The following is a 16,109-nucleotide window of genomic DNA, read 5'->3' as shown; positions in this document are numbered from 1 at the left end:
AGAGGCAAACAGAAGATTTGACCTGGTAGGGGGCTATAAGGGCTTCAGGTGAGGTTCTGCCGGATCTCTCCGAGGAAGCGCAGGAACTGCTCGCGCTCCGCCGCGTCGAGGGTGCGCAGGGCCCGCTCGCTCAGCCGCGCCATCTCCTCGTCGATCACGCTCTCGAGCTCGCGGCCGCGGTCGGTCAGCAGCAGCCGCACGAGGCGCGCGTCGGTCGGATGCGGCTCGCGGCGCAGCAGGCCGGCGGTCTCCATGCGGGTGGCCGCACGGGTGACGGTGGGCGTGGACAGCTCCAGCAGCCGGGCGATCTCGCCGGGGGCCATGCCGTCGTTCTCCCACAGGCATCGCAGGATGAACTGCTGGCCCGAGCGCACGCCGTGGCGGTTGTAGGCGGCCTCGGACGCCAGCGCCATCGCCCGCTTGGCCGTCCAGAACGCGGTCTGGAAGTCGGTGGCCACCTCTCCCCTCCTGCCGATCGTGCCGGGATCTCCCGCAACGTACCAGGAAGGCTTGACGGCCTTTCGTTAGCTGACTAACGTAATCCGCTGCCCGGCTAACGTTAGTCGGCTCACGTTCACTGCGGGCCTCCGCCGCCCGCGTGCGAAAGGCGCCCCATGACCGACCATCCGCGGGTGAGCTTCGGCCTCAAGACCGTCCCCGCGCACACCACCTACGACGACATCCTGCGGGTCTGGCAGGAGGCCGACGCCATCCCCCTCATCGAGCACGCCTGGCTGTGGGACCACATGCTGCCGCTGTTCGGCGACCCCGGCGGGCCGATCTACGAGGGGTGGACGCTGCTCGCCGCCCTGGCCGCCCGCACCGAGCGGCTGCGGCTCGGGCTGATGGTCACCAGCAACCTCACCCGCCCGCCGGCCGTGCTCGCCAAGATCGCCGCCACCGTGGACGTGATCTCCGGCGGCCGCCTGGTCCTCGGCATCGGCGTCGGCGGCACCCACCAGCCCGGCGACATCTCCGTGCCCCGCGAGTACGACGCCTACGGCCTGACCGCCGTCTCCCCCGCGGAGGGCGTCGCCCGGCTGGCGGAGTCCTGCACGATCATCCGGCGCATGTGGACCGAGGACGTCTTCGACTTCGAGGGGCGCCACTACCGGCTCAAGGGCACCCGCTGCGCGCCCAAGCCGGTGCAGCGGCCCGGTCCGCCCGTCATGATCGGCGGCTGGGGGACCCGGACGCTGCGCGTCGTGGCCGAGCACGCCGACATCTGGAACATCCCCGCCCATCCGCACAACACCGTCGCCTACGTCAAGGAGCGCGGCGCCGTCCTGGACGAGCACTGCGCCGCCATCGGGCGCGACCCGGCGGAGATCATCCGGTCGGCCCAGATGGTGGCCGACTACGACGACCCGGCCGCCACGCGGGGCACGGCCCTGGAGCTCATCGACGCCGGCGTCACCCACATCGCCCTCGGCCTGCGCACCCCCTACCCCGAGGGCGTCGCCCACTGGGCCACCGACCACGTCATCGCCCCCGTACTCGCCCAGACCGCTCACTCCTGATCCATGGGAGCGACCGGGCCGGGAGGGCTTGTCATCGGCGGACGAGGGACGGCTGCACCTCTGCCTGGGACCGGTGGCAACCGGCCTGCCCGGCCCTCGTGGCCGGGTGGCCCTTCGTAGACGCCGTCACGCGGTCCAGCGCGGCGGCCCGGACGGCGCGGAAAATGCCGATGATCTGTACGGCGCGGCTGGTTACAATGCGAGTCCAGCCGTCACCGGAGGTGCCGCCTTCGCGCTTTATCTCACCATCTTCCGATACGGTTTCCGCCGTCACGCCACCTACTGGGGCGCGGCGCTCGCCGGGGCCTTCACCAACACGGTGTTCGGCTTCCTGCGCGCGTACGTGCTCATCGCCCTGTGGCACGCCCGGCCCGGCCTGGCCGGGTACGACGTCACCGACGCGATCACCTTCTGCTTCCTCACCCAGGGGTTCATCGGCCCCATGGAACTGTTCGGCGGCGGTCTCGATCTCGCCCAGCGGGTGCGCACCGGCGACGTCGCCCTCGACCTGTCGCGCCCCGCGTCGCTCCAGATGTGGGCCCTCGCCGACGACCTCGGCCGGGCGGTGTTCCTGTTCGTCGCCCGCAGCGTCCCGCCCACGCTGGTCGGCGCGGTGGTCTTCGGCATCCACCTCCCCGGCGACGCGGCCACCTGGGCGGCGTTCCTGGCCTCGATGACACTGGGCGTCGTCGTCAGCTTCGGCCTGCGCTACCTGGTCGCGATGTCGACGTTCTGGATCGTGGACGACCGTGGCGTCCAGTCGCTGTCGCTGGTCATGACGATGTTCTTCAGCGGCATGACCCTGCCGCTTGTGCTGTTCCCCGGCTGGCTCGGCACGCTGGCCGACGCGCTGCCGTGGGCGGCGATGGTGCAGGTGCCGGCCGACGTCTTCCTCGGCAAGCGCGACGTCCTCGGCGCGCTCGCCTTCCAGGCCGCCTGGGTCGCGGCGCTCCTCGCGGCGGGCGCCGCGGTCACCCGCACCGCCCGCCGCAAAGTCGTCATCCAGGGCGGGTGAGGCGGCGTGCTCGAACCGGTCAGGACGTACGTGCTGCTCGCGGTCACCTGGATCCGCGCCGCGGCCCAGTATCCGGTGTCGATGGCGATGCTCGTCATCGGCTCGTTCCTCGTCACCGGCCTGGAGCTCGCGGCGATCGCGCTGATCTTCACCCACACCGCCTCGCTCGGCGGCTTCACCCTGCCCGAGGTGATGTTCCTGTACGGCACCTCGGGCATGTCCTTCGCACTCGCCGACCTGCTGTTCGGCAACGTGGACAAGCTGAGCCAGCACGTCAAGGCCGGCACGTTCGACGCGATGCTGATCCGGCCGGCCAGCCCGTTCGTGCAGATGGCCGTGGACCGGTTCAGCTTCCAGCGCTTCGGCCGCACCGCCCAGGCGGTCACCGTGCTCGCCGTCGCGCTCCCCCAGTTGCACGTGCCCTGGCAGCGGGCGTGGATGGTCCCACTCATGGTGCTGTGCGGCATCGTGCTGTTCGCCGCCATCTGGACCCTCGGCGGCGCGCTCCAGTTCCTGCTCACCGACGCGCCCGAGATCGCCAACGCCTTCACCTACGGCGGCGGCCAGCTCACGCAGTTCCCGCTCACCGTCTTCGGCACCGACCTGGTGCGCGCGGTGACCTTCATCGTGCCGCTGGCCTTCGTCAACTGGCAGCCCGGCCTCTACGTCCTGGACCGCGCCGACCCGCTCGGCCTGCCGTACTGGCTGCGCTTCATGGGCCCGGCCGCCGCTCTCACGCTGGCCTGCCTGGCCGGGCTCGCCTGGCGGGCCGGGCTGCGCCGCTACCGTTCCACCGGGAGTTGACCACAGTGATCACAGTCGACGGCGTCGGCCGTTCCTTCACCGTCCGGAGCGGACGGGGACTGCTGCGCGGCGGGACGCGCGTGGTGCACGCCGTCCGCGACCTGTCGTTCGAGGTGGCCGCCGGGGAGTTCGTCGGCTACCTCGGCCCGAACGGCGCCGGCAAGTCCACCACGATCAAGATGCTGACCGGCATCCTCGCCCCGACCAGCGGAAAGATCGAGGTCGCCGGCCTCGATCCGTCCCGCCGCCGCACGGCGCTCGCCCGTCGCGTCGGCGTGGTCTTCGGGCAGCGGACGACGTTGTGGTGGGATCTGCCGTTGCGAGACAGCTTCACGCTGATCCGGCACCTTTACAAAGTAGATCGTGAGGAGCACCGCAGGCGACTGGCCGAACTGTCGGAGGTGCTCGAACTGGGCTCGTTCCTCGACAAGCCGGTCCGCCAGCTCAGCCTCGGCCAGCGCATGCGGGGCGACATCGCGGCGGCGCTGCTGCACGATCCGGCCGTCCTGGTGCTGGACGAGCCGACCATCGGGCTCGACGTGGTGAGCAAGGCGGCCGTCCGCGGCTTCCTGCGCGACCTCAACGCCGAACGCGGGACGACCGTGCTGCTGACCACCCACGACCTCGGGGACATCGAGCGGCTCTGCCGCCGGGTCATGCTCATCGACCACGGGAGCCTCGCCTTCGACGGCACCGTGGACGATCTCATGGCCACCGCCCCGGACGAGACCTCCATCGAGGACGTCGTCACCCGCCTCTACACCCGCCGCCTCCCCCTGTGACCCCGCCCGCCGACGGCGGCCGCGCTCGCCCCGCGTCCTGCGAGCCCGCCTGCACCCGTAGCCCGGCAGGTCAGGGGTCGGTCATGACCGAGTTGCTCGTCCCCGGAAGCGCGCCACGACCGCCGGTCAGTAGTAACCTCCGGCGGCCTGCGGGGTCTCCTCCTCGTAGCCGTCGTCCAGGTCGCGCCGGCGCCCCGCCCAGCGGGAAGGCATCAGCACCGGGATGAACAACGCGATGCCCAGCATCGCGAACACCCCCTTGCCCAGCAGGTCCTGCATGCCCTTACCCGCCTGGACGACCATCGGGTGCATCGACGGAGCGGTGGGGGCGAGCCCGAGCGCGCGGTGCACGTCGAGGGTGTAGATCACCGTCCAGGCCAGCAGCACCATGGACGGGACGAACGTCGCCAGCGGCGAGACCCGGGTCGCCACGACCAGACCGAGCACGAGGCCGGCCACCAGCATCGCGCCGAGGCCGACCAGCGCCGGGGTGTCGCGCACCGGGTCGACCGCGCCCGCCGCCATGCTCCTGGCCGCGTCCTGGGACGCCCAGCCGGTCCCTGCAAGCAGGACCGCGGTCACGACGACGCCGAGCAGAAGTCCCAGGAAGTGCCGCACGACCACCACCACGCCCTTCACAGAACCAATGAACGCGGGCAACAGTAGCGACAAATACCGCCAAACGGCAGACATCAGGCGCACACCGAAGGACCACCCACCAGCGCCGCGCCCTCACCCGCCCACCAGGGGCTCACCCATCCGGACAGGCGAGCGTCATTCTGGAAGCGACCGGCGTAGGCACAGGAACCTCAGCCCTCCACCGCCCCACCGAGGCGAAAGACGGGTCCGACCGCTCCAGCCGGACAAGCAGGCACGGCCCGTGCCAGCGAGACCAGCGGGGCCGCCAGGTCAGGGAAAGCCAGGTCAGGGAAACCAGCCGGGTCAGCGGAAGCAGCCCGGGGGGCAGCCGGGGCGGCGGGGGCACCCCAGTCCTGGGGTGGGGTGGGGACAACCGGACTCACGGCATGGCACGATGTGGGGCGTCATGCGTGCCCGCCTTCCCCTGCGCCTGGCGCGGTCGGCCGTCTTCACGGTCGTCTGCGTGGGCCTCGCCGTGCTCGGCCACCGGGCCGCCGGCGGGACGGGGCCCGCCACGTGGGCGTTAGCGGGCGGATCGGCCGGTGTGACGCTCGCCGCGACGCTGATCGCCGGGCGCGAGCGCTCGCCACGGACGATCATCGGTTTCCTGATCGCCGCCCAGGTCGTCCTGCACGAACTGTTCGGCGCCTCGGGCGGCGCGGGTTCCCCTCTCAGCCTCCACGTCTCCCACGGCCAAGGGCTCGGCGCGGGTCTCGGCATGGTCATCGCCCACCTCACGGCCACGCTGATGACCGGCTGGTGGCTGGCCCAGGGCGAGTCGGCCCTGTGGTCGGTACTGCGCCGGATGGGCACCCGCGCCCTGCTCGGGCTGTCCCGGCCGCTGACACTGCTGGGCGGCGACCCCACCGCCCTCCTCCCCCGACCGGCCGGACGCGGTCCCCGCCGCCTCGCGCCGCCCCCGGCTCGCGAGGCTCTCCGCCACACGGTCACCAGGCGCGGTCCACCACTTCCCGCCATCCGCTGACCCTTCGCGGCCCGGACACCGCCCCGAAGACCCTCACCGGCGCCCCGTCAGCCCCCTCGACGGCCACATGACCTCGCCAGACCACGGATGAACCAACCGGCCACCGGCATCGGCCCCCGATCCGGCCGGCCCACCGGTGGCTCGCCCAACGGTCACCCGGCGCGGTCGGCATAGGTCACCCCTGGGCCCGGTCCTGTGGCCGCGCGGCTGACCGGCCCTCCGTCACGTGGCCTTGCGGGTGGACGGGTCCTCCCTCACGTGGCCTTGCGGGCGGTGGACGGAACCACCCTCACGTGGCCTTGCGGACGGACGGAACCTCCGTTTCATGGCCTCACGGATGGACGAGCCGTCTGTCGCGCGGCCAACGGTGGACAGGCCCTCCGTCACACGTGGCCTCGCGGGCGGTGGACGGAACCACCCTCACGTGGCCTTGCGGACGGACGGAACCTCCGTTTCATGGCCTCACGGATGGACGAGCCGTCTGTCGCGCGGCCAACGGTGGACAGGCCCTCCGTCACACGTGGCCTCGCGGGCGGTGGACGGGTCCTCCCTCGCGTGGCCTCGCGGGCGGTAGTTGGATCGTCCGTCCCGTGACCTCGCGAATGGACGGTCCTCCGTCGCGTGGCACTCAAGGGTGAGCGGCGCTTCGTGGAGCGCCCTGGCCGGCACTTCGATCGTGCCGGACCGAGAGTGGTCCGTATGGCGCGCCTGTCCACCGGGCGTTGTCGAGGGGCCCGCGTCTTCCTCGGCCACCCCACCGTGGCCGCGCGCGCCGTCCGGTGCCGCCGGCGGTCTGCATCCCCTTGTCTTTCCTCGATGAAGTGGAGTCCTCACATGTCGTTCACCGCAGTCGCGCGTCGCGGCGTCGTCGTCGCAGCCGGCGCACTCGCCCTCGTCACGGGTCTCGCCCTGCCCGCCCTCGCCCATGTCACCATCAACCCCGGCACGGCCGAGAAGGGCGGATTCACCAAGGTCGCCTTCCGCGTTCCCAACGAGCGGGACAACGCCTCCACCACCAAGCTCGTGATCGACCTCCCGGTCGACCACCCGCTGCCGTTCGTGTCGGTCCGCCCGGTGCCCGGCTGGAAGGCCGAGGTCACCGAGACCAAGCTCCCCAAGGCCGTGCCGTCCAAGTACGGCGACATCACCGAGGCCGTCACCAGGATCACCTGGAGCGGCGGGAAGATCGGCCCGAAGCAGTTCCAGGAGTTCGAGGTGTCCATGGGCTTCCTTCCCGAGGACACCGACCAGTTGCTGTTCCCGGCGACCCAGACCTACTCCAACGGTGAGGTGGTGAAGTGGGCCGACGAGCCGAAGGCGGACGGCTCGGAGGCCGAGCACCCCGTCCCGACGCTCAAGCTGGTCGCCGCGGGCACGCAGGAGGATGACCACCACGGGGCGGCCTCCGCGAGCCCCGCGGCCTCCACCGCCCCGGCCGTGGAGGTGAAGGCGTCCGGTCCCGGCGCACACGACGAAGCCGACTCCGACGGGACCGCGCGACTGCTCGGCGGCATCGGCATCGCCGTCGGCCTGGCCGGCGTGGCCACCGGCGTCATCGGCCTGCGCCGCGGCCGCCGCCCCTCCGAACGCTGACGACGCCTCCGAACACTGACGACGCCTCCGGACGCTCACGACCGTGACCGTGACCGTGACCGCGGCCAAGTCGGCCATGGAACCGCGGGCGGAGCCGTGGGCAGGCGCACCGCGGTCGAGAAGCGGGGCCCTGGATGGGCGCGCCAGGGGGATGAGCCTCTGGCGCGCCTGATCAGCTGGTGATGTCCCGGCCGGTGAAGTGGGCCCAGGCGATCGAGAGGGCGATCAGGATGTAGGCGCCGTACACCAGCAGGCCCTGGGTCATTCCCTCGGTCGCTATCGGGTCGCGCAGAGCGCCGTCGAAGGAGCTCCACCAGTAGGTCAGAAGGTACGGCCGTGCCGGCTCGAGCTGCGGGATGGCGCTGAGCACGTGCGAGAACACCACGCCCACGATGGTCGCCGCCACCGCGCCGATCGGCACCTCGGTCAGCGTCGAGACGGCCAGGCCGACCGCTCCGAGCGCCGCCATGCCGGCGGCGGTGTACCCGGTGACGATGAGGACGCGCACCAGCCCCTCGCCAACGGAGATCGTCGACCCGGACAGCAGCGTGATCGGGCCGACCGGGAAGAGCACCAGCCCGGTGACCAGCGCGCCCGCGGCGACGACCGAGGTGGCCACCAGCGCGTAGACGGTCACGTTGGCGAACTTGACGGCCAGCAGGCGGGTGCGCCCGGCGGGAGCGGTGAGCAGGTAGCGAAGGGTGCCCCCTCCGGCCTCCCCCGCGATCGCGTCACCGGCGACCACCGAGACCGACAGCGGGAGCAGCATCACCAGCAGCAGCGACAAGGCCACGAAGGTCAGCATGAGCCCGTTCCCGGCGACCTGCGTGATCAGCGAGGGGATCTCCTCGTCGACGTCCCCGCCGAAGGCCCGCAGCACGACGCCGATGAGCGCCGGGACGCAGGCCAGGACGATGAGCATCGCGATGTTGCGGGGCTTGCGAAAGGTCAGCCCGAGCTCTGAGCCGAGCAACCGCAGCATCGCCCGCCCTGGAGACGGCCGCCCACGCCCCTGAGGCGGACGACCGGCGGAGCCCTCGGTCACGCCGACCACACCCGCGGCAGCCGGGACCTCATGGTCGGCGGACGACGTGATCGCCGCATCGGAGAGGCCGCCGTGCGCGGCGGGCAGGTCGGCGGCGGGTGGGGGCTGGCGGGGCAGGGTCGTGGCGTTGGTCCCGTGGAGGGTGTCGGCGTGTGGCGAAGACAGGGTGGCGGGGGTGCGGGGGGTGGCGTCAGGCGTCGACATCGAAACCTTCTCCTGTGAGGCTGACGAAGACCTCTTCGAGGCTCGGCCGTTCGACGGTGAAGCCGCGCACGGCGACGCCGTCGGTGACGAGCAGGGCGCAGACCCGTTCAGGGGCGTGCTCGCCGAGCAGCGCCGTGACCCGCTCGGCCTCCCCGGGCTCGGCCGTGGCGCGCACCTCTGCCAGGCCGAGACGGCGCAGGACGGCGGCGGCCTGGGCGACGTGCGGGGTGTCCACGCGCACGCGCGGCGCGTGGCCGGCCCGTAGCCCGGCGATGGGCCCCTGGGTGACCAGCCGGCCGGAGCGCATGACGCCGACGTGGGTGCACATGTGCTCGACCTCGGTCAGCAGGTGGGAGGAGACGAAGACGGTGGTGCCGTCGGCGGCGACGTCCTTGATGAGCGAACGGACCTCGCGGGTGCCCTGGGGGTCCAGGCCGTTGGTCGGCTCGTCCAGGACGAGCAGCTCGCGCGGCCCGAGGAGGGCGCCGGCGATGGCCAGGCGCTGGCGCATGCCCAGGGAGTAGGCGCGGTACCTCTTGCGGGCCGCCGCCCCGAGCCCGACCCGTTCGAGCGCGGCGCCGACGCGGGCGGACACCGTGCGCGGGTCGGCGGCCGGGTCGGCGGCGTCGTACCGGCGGAGGTTCGCCTCGCCGGACAGGTAGGGGTAGAAGGCGGGCCCCTCCACCAGGGCGCCGATCTTGGGGAGCGTGGCGGCGAGACCGGCCGGCATCGGCCGGCCGAGCACGTCGCAGCCGCCGCTCGTGGGCTGCACCAGGCCGAGCAGCATGCGGATCGTGGTGGTCTTGCCCGACCCGTTCGGGCCGAGGAAGCCGAACACCGAGCCGCGGGGCACGGCGAGGTGGAGGTCGTCGACGGCGACCTGGCCGCCGCGGAAGCGCTTGGTGAGCCCGCGGGCGACGATCGCGCAGTCGCCCGCGGAGGCCGTCTGGTGGGCCGCCCGAGGGGGCGCCGCCTCGTGCGCCCCCTCGCCCGTGGTCACCATGGTCACCTGCGTCCGGCCGCCTCGGTCAGCGCCTCGGGCGTGACCGCGCCGATCAGCAGCCGGCCGTCGTCGGTCAGCAGCGCCGAGACCAGTTTGCTCTCGATCACCCTGCCGCTCCCCCACGGCCCGGAGACCCGCTTGGCGGACTTCAGCAGCGAGTCGGCGAGTTTGCTCGGATCGGTGTCGCCGAACTTGCCGGCGCCGAGCCGCTTGGACGGGGTGGACGGGGTGGACGGGGCCAGGTTCTCAGGGGAGAACGGCAGCTCGGCGATGGTGCCCCAGCCGGTGCCGTGGGTGCGCGCCCCCGCCTTCGCCTGCTGACCGGCCTTGGCTGTGGCCATGACCTCGTCACCGGGACCCCCGTCCCCGGCGCCGAACGTCTTGTCCTCGACCTTGGCCCCGGCGGGCGGCGTGAAGGCGAAGTTCTCTGGCGCGGGAGTGGTGAAGGCGACCTGGGTGAAGCCCACCTCGAACGCCGGCTCGGCGGTGCCCTTGGCGTAGACCTGGACGCGCAGCGGGATGTAGGTCTCGCCGTCGAGCGCGACGGTGACCTTGCCGACCAGGGACGTGGCGACCTTGGGCGTGAGCACGAGCTGGTAGGCGGCGCGCCCGGCGACGTGCTGGCCGTTCTCGACGCCGACCGCCGTGTCCTGGCCGGCCGCCTTGAGCAGCTCGCCGGCCAGATCCTCCGGCGTGCGCGCGGTGGGTAGCACCGACGGGGTGGGGATGGCGTGCGCCCCGGCCGGGCCGTCGAGCTTGTAGCGGGTGGCGGTGTTGGTGCCGCTCTGCCACAGCCACGCCTCGCCGTGGCCGGTGGAGATCAGGTCGGTCTCGCTCATCTGGCCGGGCAGGGCGAGCCGCACGCGGTCGTCGCCGCCGTACCAGACCTTCAGGGTGTGGGAGCCGGACAGCAGGGCGAACGGGGAGCTGCTCACGCCCGTGGTCGCCGGCAGGGCCGGCAGGCCGAGGGAGGCGGTCTCCACGACGGTGCCCGACATGGCGGGGGGCTCGGCGCGGCTCGCGTTCTTGGCGACCTCGGCGAGCAACTGCTGGGCGGTGCGCTCGGGCAGCGCCGGGTCGCCCTGGACGGCGGCGATCACCGGCCCGGTGCCCACGGCTGCGCCCACCACCACGACGGCGGCGATGGGGACGCCCCACCTCACGGCGCGTGATCTTCTCGACTGGGACGGCATGTCACTCCTCAACGGTAGTCGGCGGCGGGGGGCCCGCCGCTCGAGATCCGATACAGGAAGACTGCCGCGCGGGTCCTGTGCCCAGGCTGAGACGGCCTGAGAGGCTTCTCAGGAGCCGCCCGGGGCGGCCCGCGCCGCAGCTCGCGGGTGCGACCGCCGGTTCCGGCCTCTCAGCGGGATCTCAGCCGGGACGGGCCAAGATAGGGGGACACATCGGCTGGGAGGGTGAGCAATGCGCGTGCTCGTCGTGGAGGACGAGAGGCGGATGGCCGCCGCGCTGCGGCGCGGGCTGCGCGCCGAGGGCTTCGCGGTCGATCTGGCCTACGACGGCGAGGAGGGCCTGCACCTGGCCCGTGAGGGCGACTACGACGTGGTCGTGCTCGACATCATGCTGCCCCGGCTGTCGGGCTACAACGTGTGCAAGCGGCTGCGCGCGGAGGAGAACTGGGTGCCGATCCTGATGCTGTCGGCCAAGGACGGCGAGTACGACATGGCCGACGGCCTCGATCTCGGAGCCGACGACTACCTGACCAAGCCGTTCTCGTACGTGGTGCTGGTGGCGCGGCTGCGCGCCCTGCTGCGGCGCGGCGCCCGCCGCCGGCCGCCGGTGCTGCGCTCGGGCGACCTCACCCTCGACCCGGCCCGGCGGTCGGTGTCGCGCGACGGCACGCCCATCGAACTGACGCCCCGCGAGTTCGGCCTGCTGGAGTACCTGCTGCGCCGCCCCGGCGAGGTGGTGTCCAAGGCCGAGATCCTCGAACACGTCTGGGACACCTACGACACCGATCCGAACGTGGTCGAGGTCTACGTCGGCTACCTGCGCAGGAAGATCGACGTCCCGTTCGGGCGCAACGCCCTGCAGACGGTGCGCGGCGCCGGCTACCGTCTGGTCGGCGATGGCGGCTGACCCCCTGGCGTGGTGGCGGCGCAGGAGCCTGCGCTTCCGGCTGACCGCGGCGGCCTCCGCGGTGCTCGCGGTGGCCCTGGCCGCGGCGGCGTCGCTGCTGGTCGGCGTGCTCGGCCGGGCGCTGATCGGCTCCACCGACGGCATCGCCTACCAGCGGGCCCGCGAGGTGGCCGCCCTCGCCGACGACGGCCGGCTGTCCGACCCGGTCGCCGTCGCGGACGGCACGATCATCCAGGTGCTCGACGCGCATGGGCGCATCACCCACGTGACCGCCGGCGCCGACCGGCTGGTGCCGCTGGTGAGCGCCCGCGACCGCGCCACCTCGCCCGGTGAGGGGCGGGGCCGGTTCGTGGACGGCGACCTGTACGGCATCCCCGGGCCGCTGCGCGTGGTGGTGGTGCACGCCGACGAGGGCCGCACGGTGATCGCCGCCCGCTCGTTCAAGGACGTCGCCGACAGCCTCACCACGACCGTGCACATGCTGGTCATCGGCACTCCGATGCTCCTGGTGCTGCTCGGCGCGGCCGGCTGGCTGATCATCGGCCGCACGCTGCGCCCGATCACCGCGCTGCGCCGGGGCGCCGCCGAGATCAGCGGCACCGCCCGCGCGCACCGCCTGCCGGTGCCGGTGGCGCGCGACGAGGTGCAGGAGCTGGCGATCACGCTGAACGGCATGCTGGCCCGGCTGGAGGGCGCGGAGGCCTCGCAGCGGGCCCTCATCTCCGACGCGGCCCACGAGCTGCGCAGTCCCCTGGCCAGCATCCGCCTGCAACTGGAGGTCGCCCTCGGCCACCCTCCCGACGAGCAGGAGTGGCGCGAGACGGCCGAGGGAGTGCTGGAGGACACCATGCGCCTGAGCCGCCTGGCCGAGGGGCTGCTCACGCTGGCCCGGCTGGACGAGCACCGCCGCCCGGCCCGCAGGCAGCCGGTGGACCTTGCCGAGCTGGTCGGCACGACGGCCGGGCGCTACGACCCGGCCATGGTGAAGATCACGGGGGTCGAGCCCGCGGTCGTCGAGGGCGACGCCCTGGACCTCGGACGGGTGCTGGTCAACCTGCTGGACAACGCCGTGCGCCACGCCGGTGCCCGCGTCGCCGTCGAGCTGCGCGCCCGCGGCGGCGAGGCCGAGGTCACGGTGACCGACGACGGACCGGGCATCCCCGAGGCCGACCGCGAGCGGGTGTTCAACCGGTTCACCCGGCTCGACAGCGCCCGCAGCAGCGACGACGGCGGGGCCGGCCTGGGCCTGGCGATCGTGCGCGAGACCGTGCGCGCGCACGGCGGGGCGGTGCGCCTGGAGGACGCCGGGCCGGGGGTGCGTGCGGTCGTCCGGCTGCCGCTGAGCCGGCCCGTTCCAGGGCGCGCAAAACCATGACAGGGTTCCATCAAGCGATCGCCCCGGCACGGATGGTGAGCATAGCGTCGGTTCTATGACCTCCGAGCGGGAAAGCGACCGCGAGCTGCTGATGCGCGCCGCCATCAAGCTGTTCGCGGCCTTCGGCTACGACGGGACGTCCTTGCAGCAGATCGCCGACACCGCCGGGTTCGACCTCGCCACCGTGGAAGAGATCGCGGGTCACAAGCGCGATCTCTATCTGGCGGTCGTGCGGCGGCTGTTCGAGCAGGAGCGGGCCGCGCGCGAGGCGGTCATGACGCAGTTCTCGACCGAGACGCCCGAGAAGACGGTGGAGTCGCTGCACCGGCTGCTGGACGACTATACGGAGTACACACTCAGCAACCCGGAGCGGACGCAGTTGTGGGTGCACCGCTCGCTGCTGGACGCCGCCGACCTGGCCGAGCTTGAGGAACAGTTCATCCAGCCGATTTTGCAGATGGTGCTCGAGGGGGTCCAGCCGGCGCTGGAGAAGGGGTACATGGACCCGGAGGTCGACCTGGAGCTCGGGCTGTGGACGGTGATCTGGATGGTGCAGGGCATCACGACCCAGGCAACGGTGATGGGGCACATCCCCGGGCCGCCCGACGCCTGGCTGCTGGAGCGGTTCAAGCGGCATCTGCACCTGTTGATCGACCGCCTGTTCCGCCTGCCCGGAACCTCGTGATAACGTCCCACGCCGATCACGTGCGGCGACGCCGCACCATCTGGCGAGGGAGAACCGCGTGCTTCCCGAGAACGGCCGGACCTCCGAAGACCTGCTGGCGGAGATCTCCCTGCTGAGACGGCACGACCTGCAGGTGCGCGGTGGCAAGGTCACCGCCTACATCTACGACACCGGGCGCCCGGAGGTGCACGACGCCGCGGCCCGCGCCTACTTCGAGATGCTCGAGGTCAACACCCTCGACCCCACCGCCTTCCCGAGCGCCGTCGCGATGGAGCGGCAGGTCGTGGGCGCGGTGGCCGGCCTGCTCGGCGGGGGGCCCGGCACGCCGGGCATCTTCACCAGCGGAGGCACCGAGTCGATCATGCTCGCGATGAAGGCCGCCCGGGACGCCCGTCCCGTGGCCGGACGTCCCCGCGTCGTCGTGCCGGTCACGGCGCACCCCGCCTTCCACAAGGCGGCGCACTACCTCGGCCTGGAGGTGGCGCCGGTGCCCGTGGACCCCGCCACCTTCCGCGCGGTCCCCGAGGCCGTGGCCGAGGCGATCACCCCGGACACGGTGCTGGTGGTGGCCTCGGCCCCGTCCTATCCGCAGGGGGTCGTCGACCCGGTCGCCGACATCGCGGCGATCGCGGCCGGACGCGGGGTGCTGTGCCACGTGGACGCCTGCGTGGGCGGCTGGCTGCTGCCCTGGCTGGCGGAGGCGGGGGCGAGCGTCCCGCCGTTCGACCTGACGGTGCCGGGGGTGACGTCCATATCGTGCGACCTGCACAAGTTCGGCTACGCCCCGAAGGGCGCCTCGGTCGTGCTGTTCTCCGACCCCGCCCTGCGCCGCGCCGCCTACTTCGCCTCGGCCGCCTGGCCCGGCTACACGGTGATCAACGCGACCGTGCAGAGCTCGAAGTCGGCCGGGCCGCTCGGCGGCGCGTGGGCGACGCTGAACGCCCTGGGCCGCGAGGGCTACCTGGCCCTGGCCCGCGACACCCTCACCGCGACCCGGCGGCTGGCCGAGGGCATCGGCGCCATCCCGGGCCTGCGGGTGCTCGGTGAGCCGGAGGCCTCGCTGGTGGCCTTCGCCGGGGACGACGTGGACGTGTTCGTGCTGTCGGACGAGGCGCGCAAGCTCGGCTGGTTCCTGCAGCCGCAGCTTTCCTACGCCGGCATCCCGGCCAACCTGCACGTGACGGTCACCGGGGTGACCCTGGCGGGCGTGGAGGCGATGCTGGAGGTGATCGCCGCGTCCGCGGAGGCGGCGCGGGCGGCGGGTCCGCCGCGGGTGCCGGAGGGCCTGGCCGAGATCCTGGCCACCCTCGACCTGGACGCGATCGACGACGCCACGTTCACCGAGCTGGCCGCCTCGGTCGGCATCGACCTCGGCGGGGAGGGCCAGCCGGAGATGGCGGTGGTCAACGCGGTGCTGGACGCGCTGCCGGCCCCGGCCCGCGAGGCCATCCTGACGCGGTTCCTGTCGGTGATCTACAGCTGACCGCCCGGCCGGGGGCGCAGCGCGCCGACGGTGGCGAGCGCGGCGCGGGCCGAGGCGGCGTCGTGGACGCGGAAGACCCGCGCCCCCTGCCAGGCGGAGACGGCGAGCGTGGCGATCGTCCCGGCGTGGCGCTCGTCCACGGGGAGTCCGCCGAGCGTCTCGCCCACGAAGTCCTTGTTGGAGACCGCGACCAGCACCGGCCAGCCGGTGTCCACCAGCTCCCCGAGCCGGCGGCCGACCTCCAGGGAGTGCCAGGTGTTCTTGCCGAAGTCGTGCGCGGGGTCGATCAGGATGGCGTCCTCGCGCACCCCGGCGCGCACGGCCCGCTCGGCCAGGGCGACGGTGTGGGAGACGACGTCGGCGACCACGTCGCCGTAGCCGATGCGGTGCGGGCGGGTCCTCGGGATCACCCCGCCGGCGTGGGCGCACACCAGCCCGATGCCGTGCTTGGCCGCGACCTCGGCCAGGCCGGGGTCCGGTCCGCCCCAGGTGTCGTTGAGCAGGTCGGCGCCGGCGCCGGCCACCACCTCGCCGACCTCGGCCCGCCAGGTGTCCACGCTGATCACCAGGTCGGGGTGCGCCTCGCGCACGGCCGCCACCAGGTCGGCGACCCTGCGGATCTCCTCGGCGGCGTCCACGGTGTCGCCCGGGCCGGCCTTCACCCCGCCGATGTCCACGATGTCGGCACCGGCGGCGACCGCCTCACCGACGGCGGCCAGGGCGGCGTCGAAACCGAACGTCCTGCCCCGATCGTAGAAGGAGTCGGGGGTGCGGTTCACGACGGCCATGACGGCGTGTTCGCCCGGCCGGAACTCGCGGTCGCGCAGGCGCAGAGTATGCATCGCCGCAAGCGTACGCCAGCTCCCCACCGGCCGC

Annotated in this window: 16 protein-coding genes; 10 read left to right on the top strand and 6 right to left on the bottom strand. The window is 72.8% G+C overall.

Translation table 11 applies throughout. The annotated features are described in order from the left end of the window. Positions 1–44: 44 nt before the first annotated feature. Positions 45–458, bottom strand: a complete 414-nt coding sequence (locus tag ACFQSB_RS13760; protein ID WP_354924325.1) for a MarR family winged helix-turn-helix transcriptional regulator — start codon at positions 456–458, stop codon at positions 45–47. A gap of 156 nt (positions 459–614) precedes the next feature. Between ACFQSB_RS13760 and ACFQSB_RS13755 the strand changes: the two genes are divergently transcribed. From ACFQSB_RS13755 to ACFQSB_RS13740, 4 genes are all read left to right on the top strand, one after another. Then, complete coding sequence (locus ACFQSB_RS13755) at positions 615–1,520, top strand: LLM class flavin-dependent oxidoreductase (protein WP_380826731.1); 906 nt, start codon at positions 615–617, stop codon at positions 1,518–1,520. Between the two features lie 106 nt (positions 1,521–1,626). Then, positions 1,627–2,535, top strand: a complete 909-nt coding sequence (locus ACFQSB_RS13750) for an ABC transporter permease (RefSeq protein ID WP_380826730.1) — start codon at positions 1,627–1,629, stop codon at positions 2,533–2,535. A gap of 6 nt (positions 2,536–2,541) precedes the next feature. Then, positions 2,542–3,339 carry an ABC transporter permease gene (locus ACFQSB_RS13745; protein WP_380826729.1) on the top strand — a complete coding sequence of 266 codons (798 nt, stop codon included), beginning with the start codon at positions 2,542–2,544 and terminating at the stop codon, positions 3,337–3,339. Positions 3,340–3,344: 5 nt separating this feature from the next. Further along, positions 3,345–4,121, top strand: coding sequence for an ABC transporter ATP-binding protein (locus ACFQSB_RS13740; protein WP_380826728.1), 777 nt, complete (start codon positions 3,345–3,347; stop codon positions 4,119–4,121). Between the two features lie 126 nt (positions 4,122–4,247). Here the strand turns inward: ACFQSB_RS13740 and ACFQSB_RS13735 are convergent, their stop codons facing one another. Then, entirely contained in the window at positions 4,248–4,760 is a 513-nt protein-coding gene (locus ACFQSB_RS13735; protein ID WP_380826726.1) for a hypothetical protein, read from the bottom strand. 406 nt (positions 4,761–5,166) lie between these two features. Between ACFQSB_RS13735 and ACFQSB_RS13730 the strand changes: the two genes are divergently transcribed. Together ACFQSB_RS13730 and ACFQSB_RS13725 are read left to right on the top strand one after the other, a co-directional pair. Beyond that, positions 5,167–5,745, top strand: a complete 579-nt coding sequence (locus ACFQSB_RS13730; protein WP_380826725.1) for an MFS transporter — start codon at positions 5,167–5,169, stop codon at positions 5,743–5,745. 834 nt (positions 5,746–6,579) lie between these two features. Beyond that, positions 6,580–7,338: a YcnI family copper-binding membrane protein gene (locus tag ACFQSB_RS13725; protein WP_380826723.1), complete on the top strand. Its 759-nt coding sequence runs from the start codon at positions 6,580–6,582 to the stop codon at positions 7,336–7,338. 172 nt (positions 7,339–7,510) lie between these two features. Here the strand turns inward: ACFQSB_RS13725 and ACFQSB_RS13720 are convergent, their stop codons facing one another. The 3 genes from ACFQSB_RS13720 to ACFQSB_RS13710 are packed head-to-tail and all read right to left on the bottom strand — an operon-like array spanning position 7,511 to position 10,753. After that, positions 7,511–8,587 (bottom strand): ABC transporter permease, encoded by a 1,077-nt coding sequence (locus ACFQSB_RS13720; protein WP_380826722.1) that lies wholly within the window; start codon positions 8,585–8,587, stop codon positions 7,511–7,513. After that, positions 8,574–9,590: an ABC transporter ATP-binding protein gene (locus tag ACFQSB_RS13715; RefSeq protein WP_380826765.1), complete on the bottom strand. Its 1,017-nt coding sequence runs from the start codon at positions 9,588–9,590 to the stop codon at positions 8,574–8,576. The genes ACFQSB_RS13720 and ACFQSB_RS13715 overlap by 14 nt, the downstream gene beginning before the upstream one ends. A 2-nt stretch (positions 9,591–9,592) precedes the next feature. Next, positions 9,593–10,753, bottom strand: coding sequence for a LolA family protein (locus ACFQSB_RS13710; protein ID WP_380826720.1), 1,161 nt, complete (start codon positions 10,751–10,753; stop codon positions 9,593–9,595). A gap of 262 nt (positions 10,754–11,015) precedes the next feature. Between ACFQSB_RS13710 and ACFQSB_RS13705 the strand changes: the two genes are divergently transcribed. Genes ACFQSB_RS13705 through ACFQSB_RS13690 form a run of 4 tightly spaced genes read left to right on the top strand, consistent with a single transcriptional unit; the run spans position 11,016 to position 15,233 of the window. Continuing rightward, positions 11,016–11,690 carry a response regulator transcription factor gene (locus ACFQSB_RS13705; protein WP_354836057.1) on the top strand — a complete coding sequence of 225 codons (675 nt, stop codon included), beginning with the start codon at positions 11,016–11,018 and terminating at the stop codon, positions 11,688–11,690. Further along, positions 11,680–13,065: a sensor histidine kinase gene (locus ACFQSB_RS13700; RefSeq protein WP_380826719.1), complete on the top strand. Its 1,386-nt coding sequence runs from the start codon at positions 11,680–11,682 to the stop codon at positions 13,063–13,065. Before ACFQSB_RS13705 ends, ACFQSB_RS13700 begins: the two co-directional genes overlap by 11 nt. 55 nt (positions 13,066–13,120) lie before the next feature. Further along, a complete protein-coding gene (locus tag ACFQSB_RS13695) occupies positions 13,121–13,750 on the top strand; it encodes a TetR/AcrR family transcriptional regulator (RefSeq protein WP_380826717.1) in 630 nt (209 codons plus the stop codon). A 58-nt stretch (positions 13,751–13,808) separates the two neighbouring features. After that, positions 13,809–15,233, top strand: coding sequence for a pyridoxal phosphate-dependent decarboxylase family protein (locus ACFQSB_RS13690; RefSeq protein ID WP_380826716.1), 1,425 nt, complete (start codon positions 13,809–13,811; stop codon positions 15,231–15,233). Here ACFQSB_RS13690 and folP read toward each other — a convergent pair. Then, positions 15,224–16,075: a dihydropteroate synthase gene (gene folP, locus ACFQSB_RS13685; RefSeq protein ID WP_380826714.1), complete on the bottom strand. Its 852-nt coding sequence runs from the start codon at positions 16,073–16,075 to the stop codon at positions 15,224–15,226. The genes ACFQSB_RS13690 and folP overlap by 10 nt on opposite strands. Between the last annotated feature and the right edge of the window lie 34 nt (positions 16,076–16,109).

The organism is Sphaerisporangium rhizosphaerae (assembly GCF_042665155.1).
Classification (GTDB): Bacteria; Actinomycetota; Actinomycetes; order Streptosporangiales; family Streptosporangiaceae; genus Sphaerisporangium; species Sphaerisporangium rhizosphaerae.
Note: the sequence above shows the minus strand (reverse complement) of the source record. Positions and strands in the feature narration are given on the sequence as shown.

Bases quoted from the DNA above. Each gene is read 5' to 3' on its own strand.
- ACFQSB_RS13755 (WP_380826731.1), top strand. From the start codon at position 615: ATGACCGACCATCCGCGGGTGAGCTTCGGCCTCAAGACCGTCCCCGCG.
- ACFQSB_RS13730 (WP_380826725.1), top strand. From the start codon at position 5,167: ATGCGTGCCCGCCTTCCCCTGCGCCTGGCGCGGTCGGCCGTCTTCACG.
- ACFQSB_RS13725 (WP_380826723.1), top strand. From the start codon at position 6,580: ATGTCGTTCACCGCAGTCGCGCGTCGCGGCGTCGTCGTCGCAGCCGGC.
- ACFQSB_RS13720 (WP_380826722.1), bottom strand. From the start codon at position 8,587: ATGTCGACGCCTGACGCCACCCCCCGCACCCCCGCCACCCTGTCTTCG.
- ACFQSB_RS13715 (WP_380826765.1), bottom strand. From the start codon at position 9,590: ATGGTGACCACGGGCGAGGGGGCGCACGAGGCGGCGCCCCCTCGGGCG.
- ACFQSB_RS13705 (WP_354836057.1), top strand. From the start codon at position 11,016: ATGCGCGTGCTCGTCGTGGAGGACGAGAGGCGGATGGCCGCCGCGCTG.
- ACFQSB_RS13700 (WP_380826719.1), top strand. From the start codon at position 11,680: ATGGCGGCTGACCCCCTGGCGTGGTGGCGGCGCAGGAGCCTGCGCTTC.
- ACFQSB_RS13695 (WP_380826717.1), top strand. From the start codon at position 13,121: ATGACCTCCGAGCGGGAAAGCGACCGCGAGCTGCTGATGCGCGCCGCC.
- folP (WP_380826714.1), bottom strand. From the start codon at position 16,075: ATGCATACTCTGCGCCTGCGCGACCGCGAGTTCCGGCCGGGCGAACAC.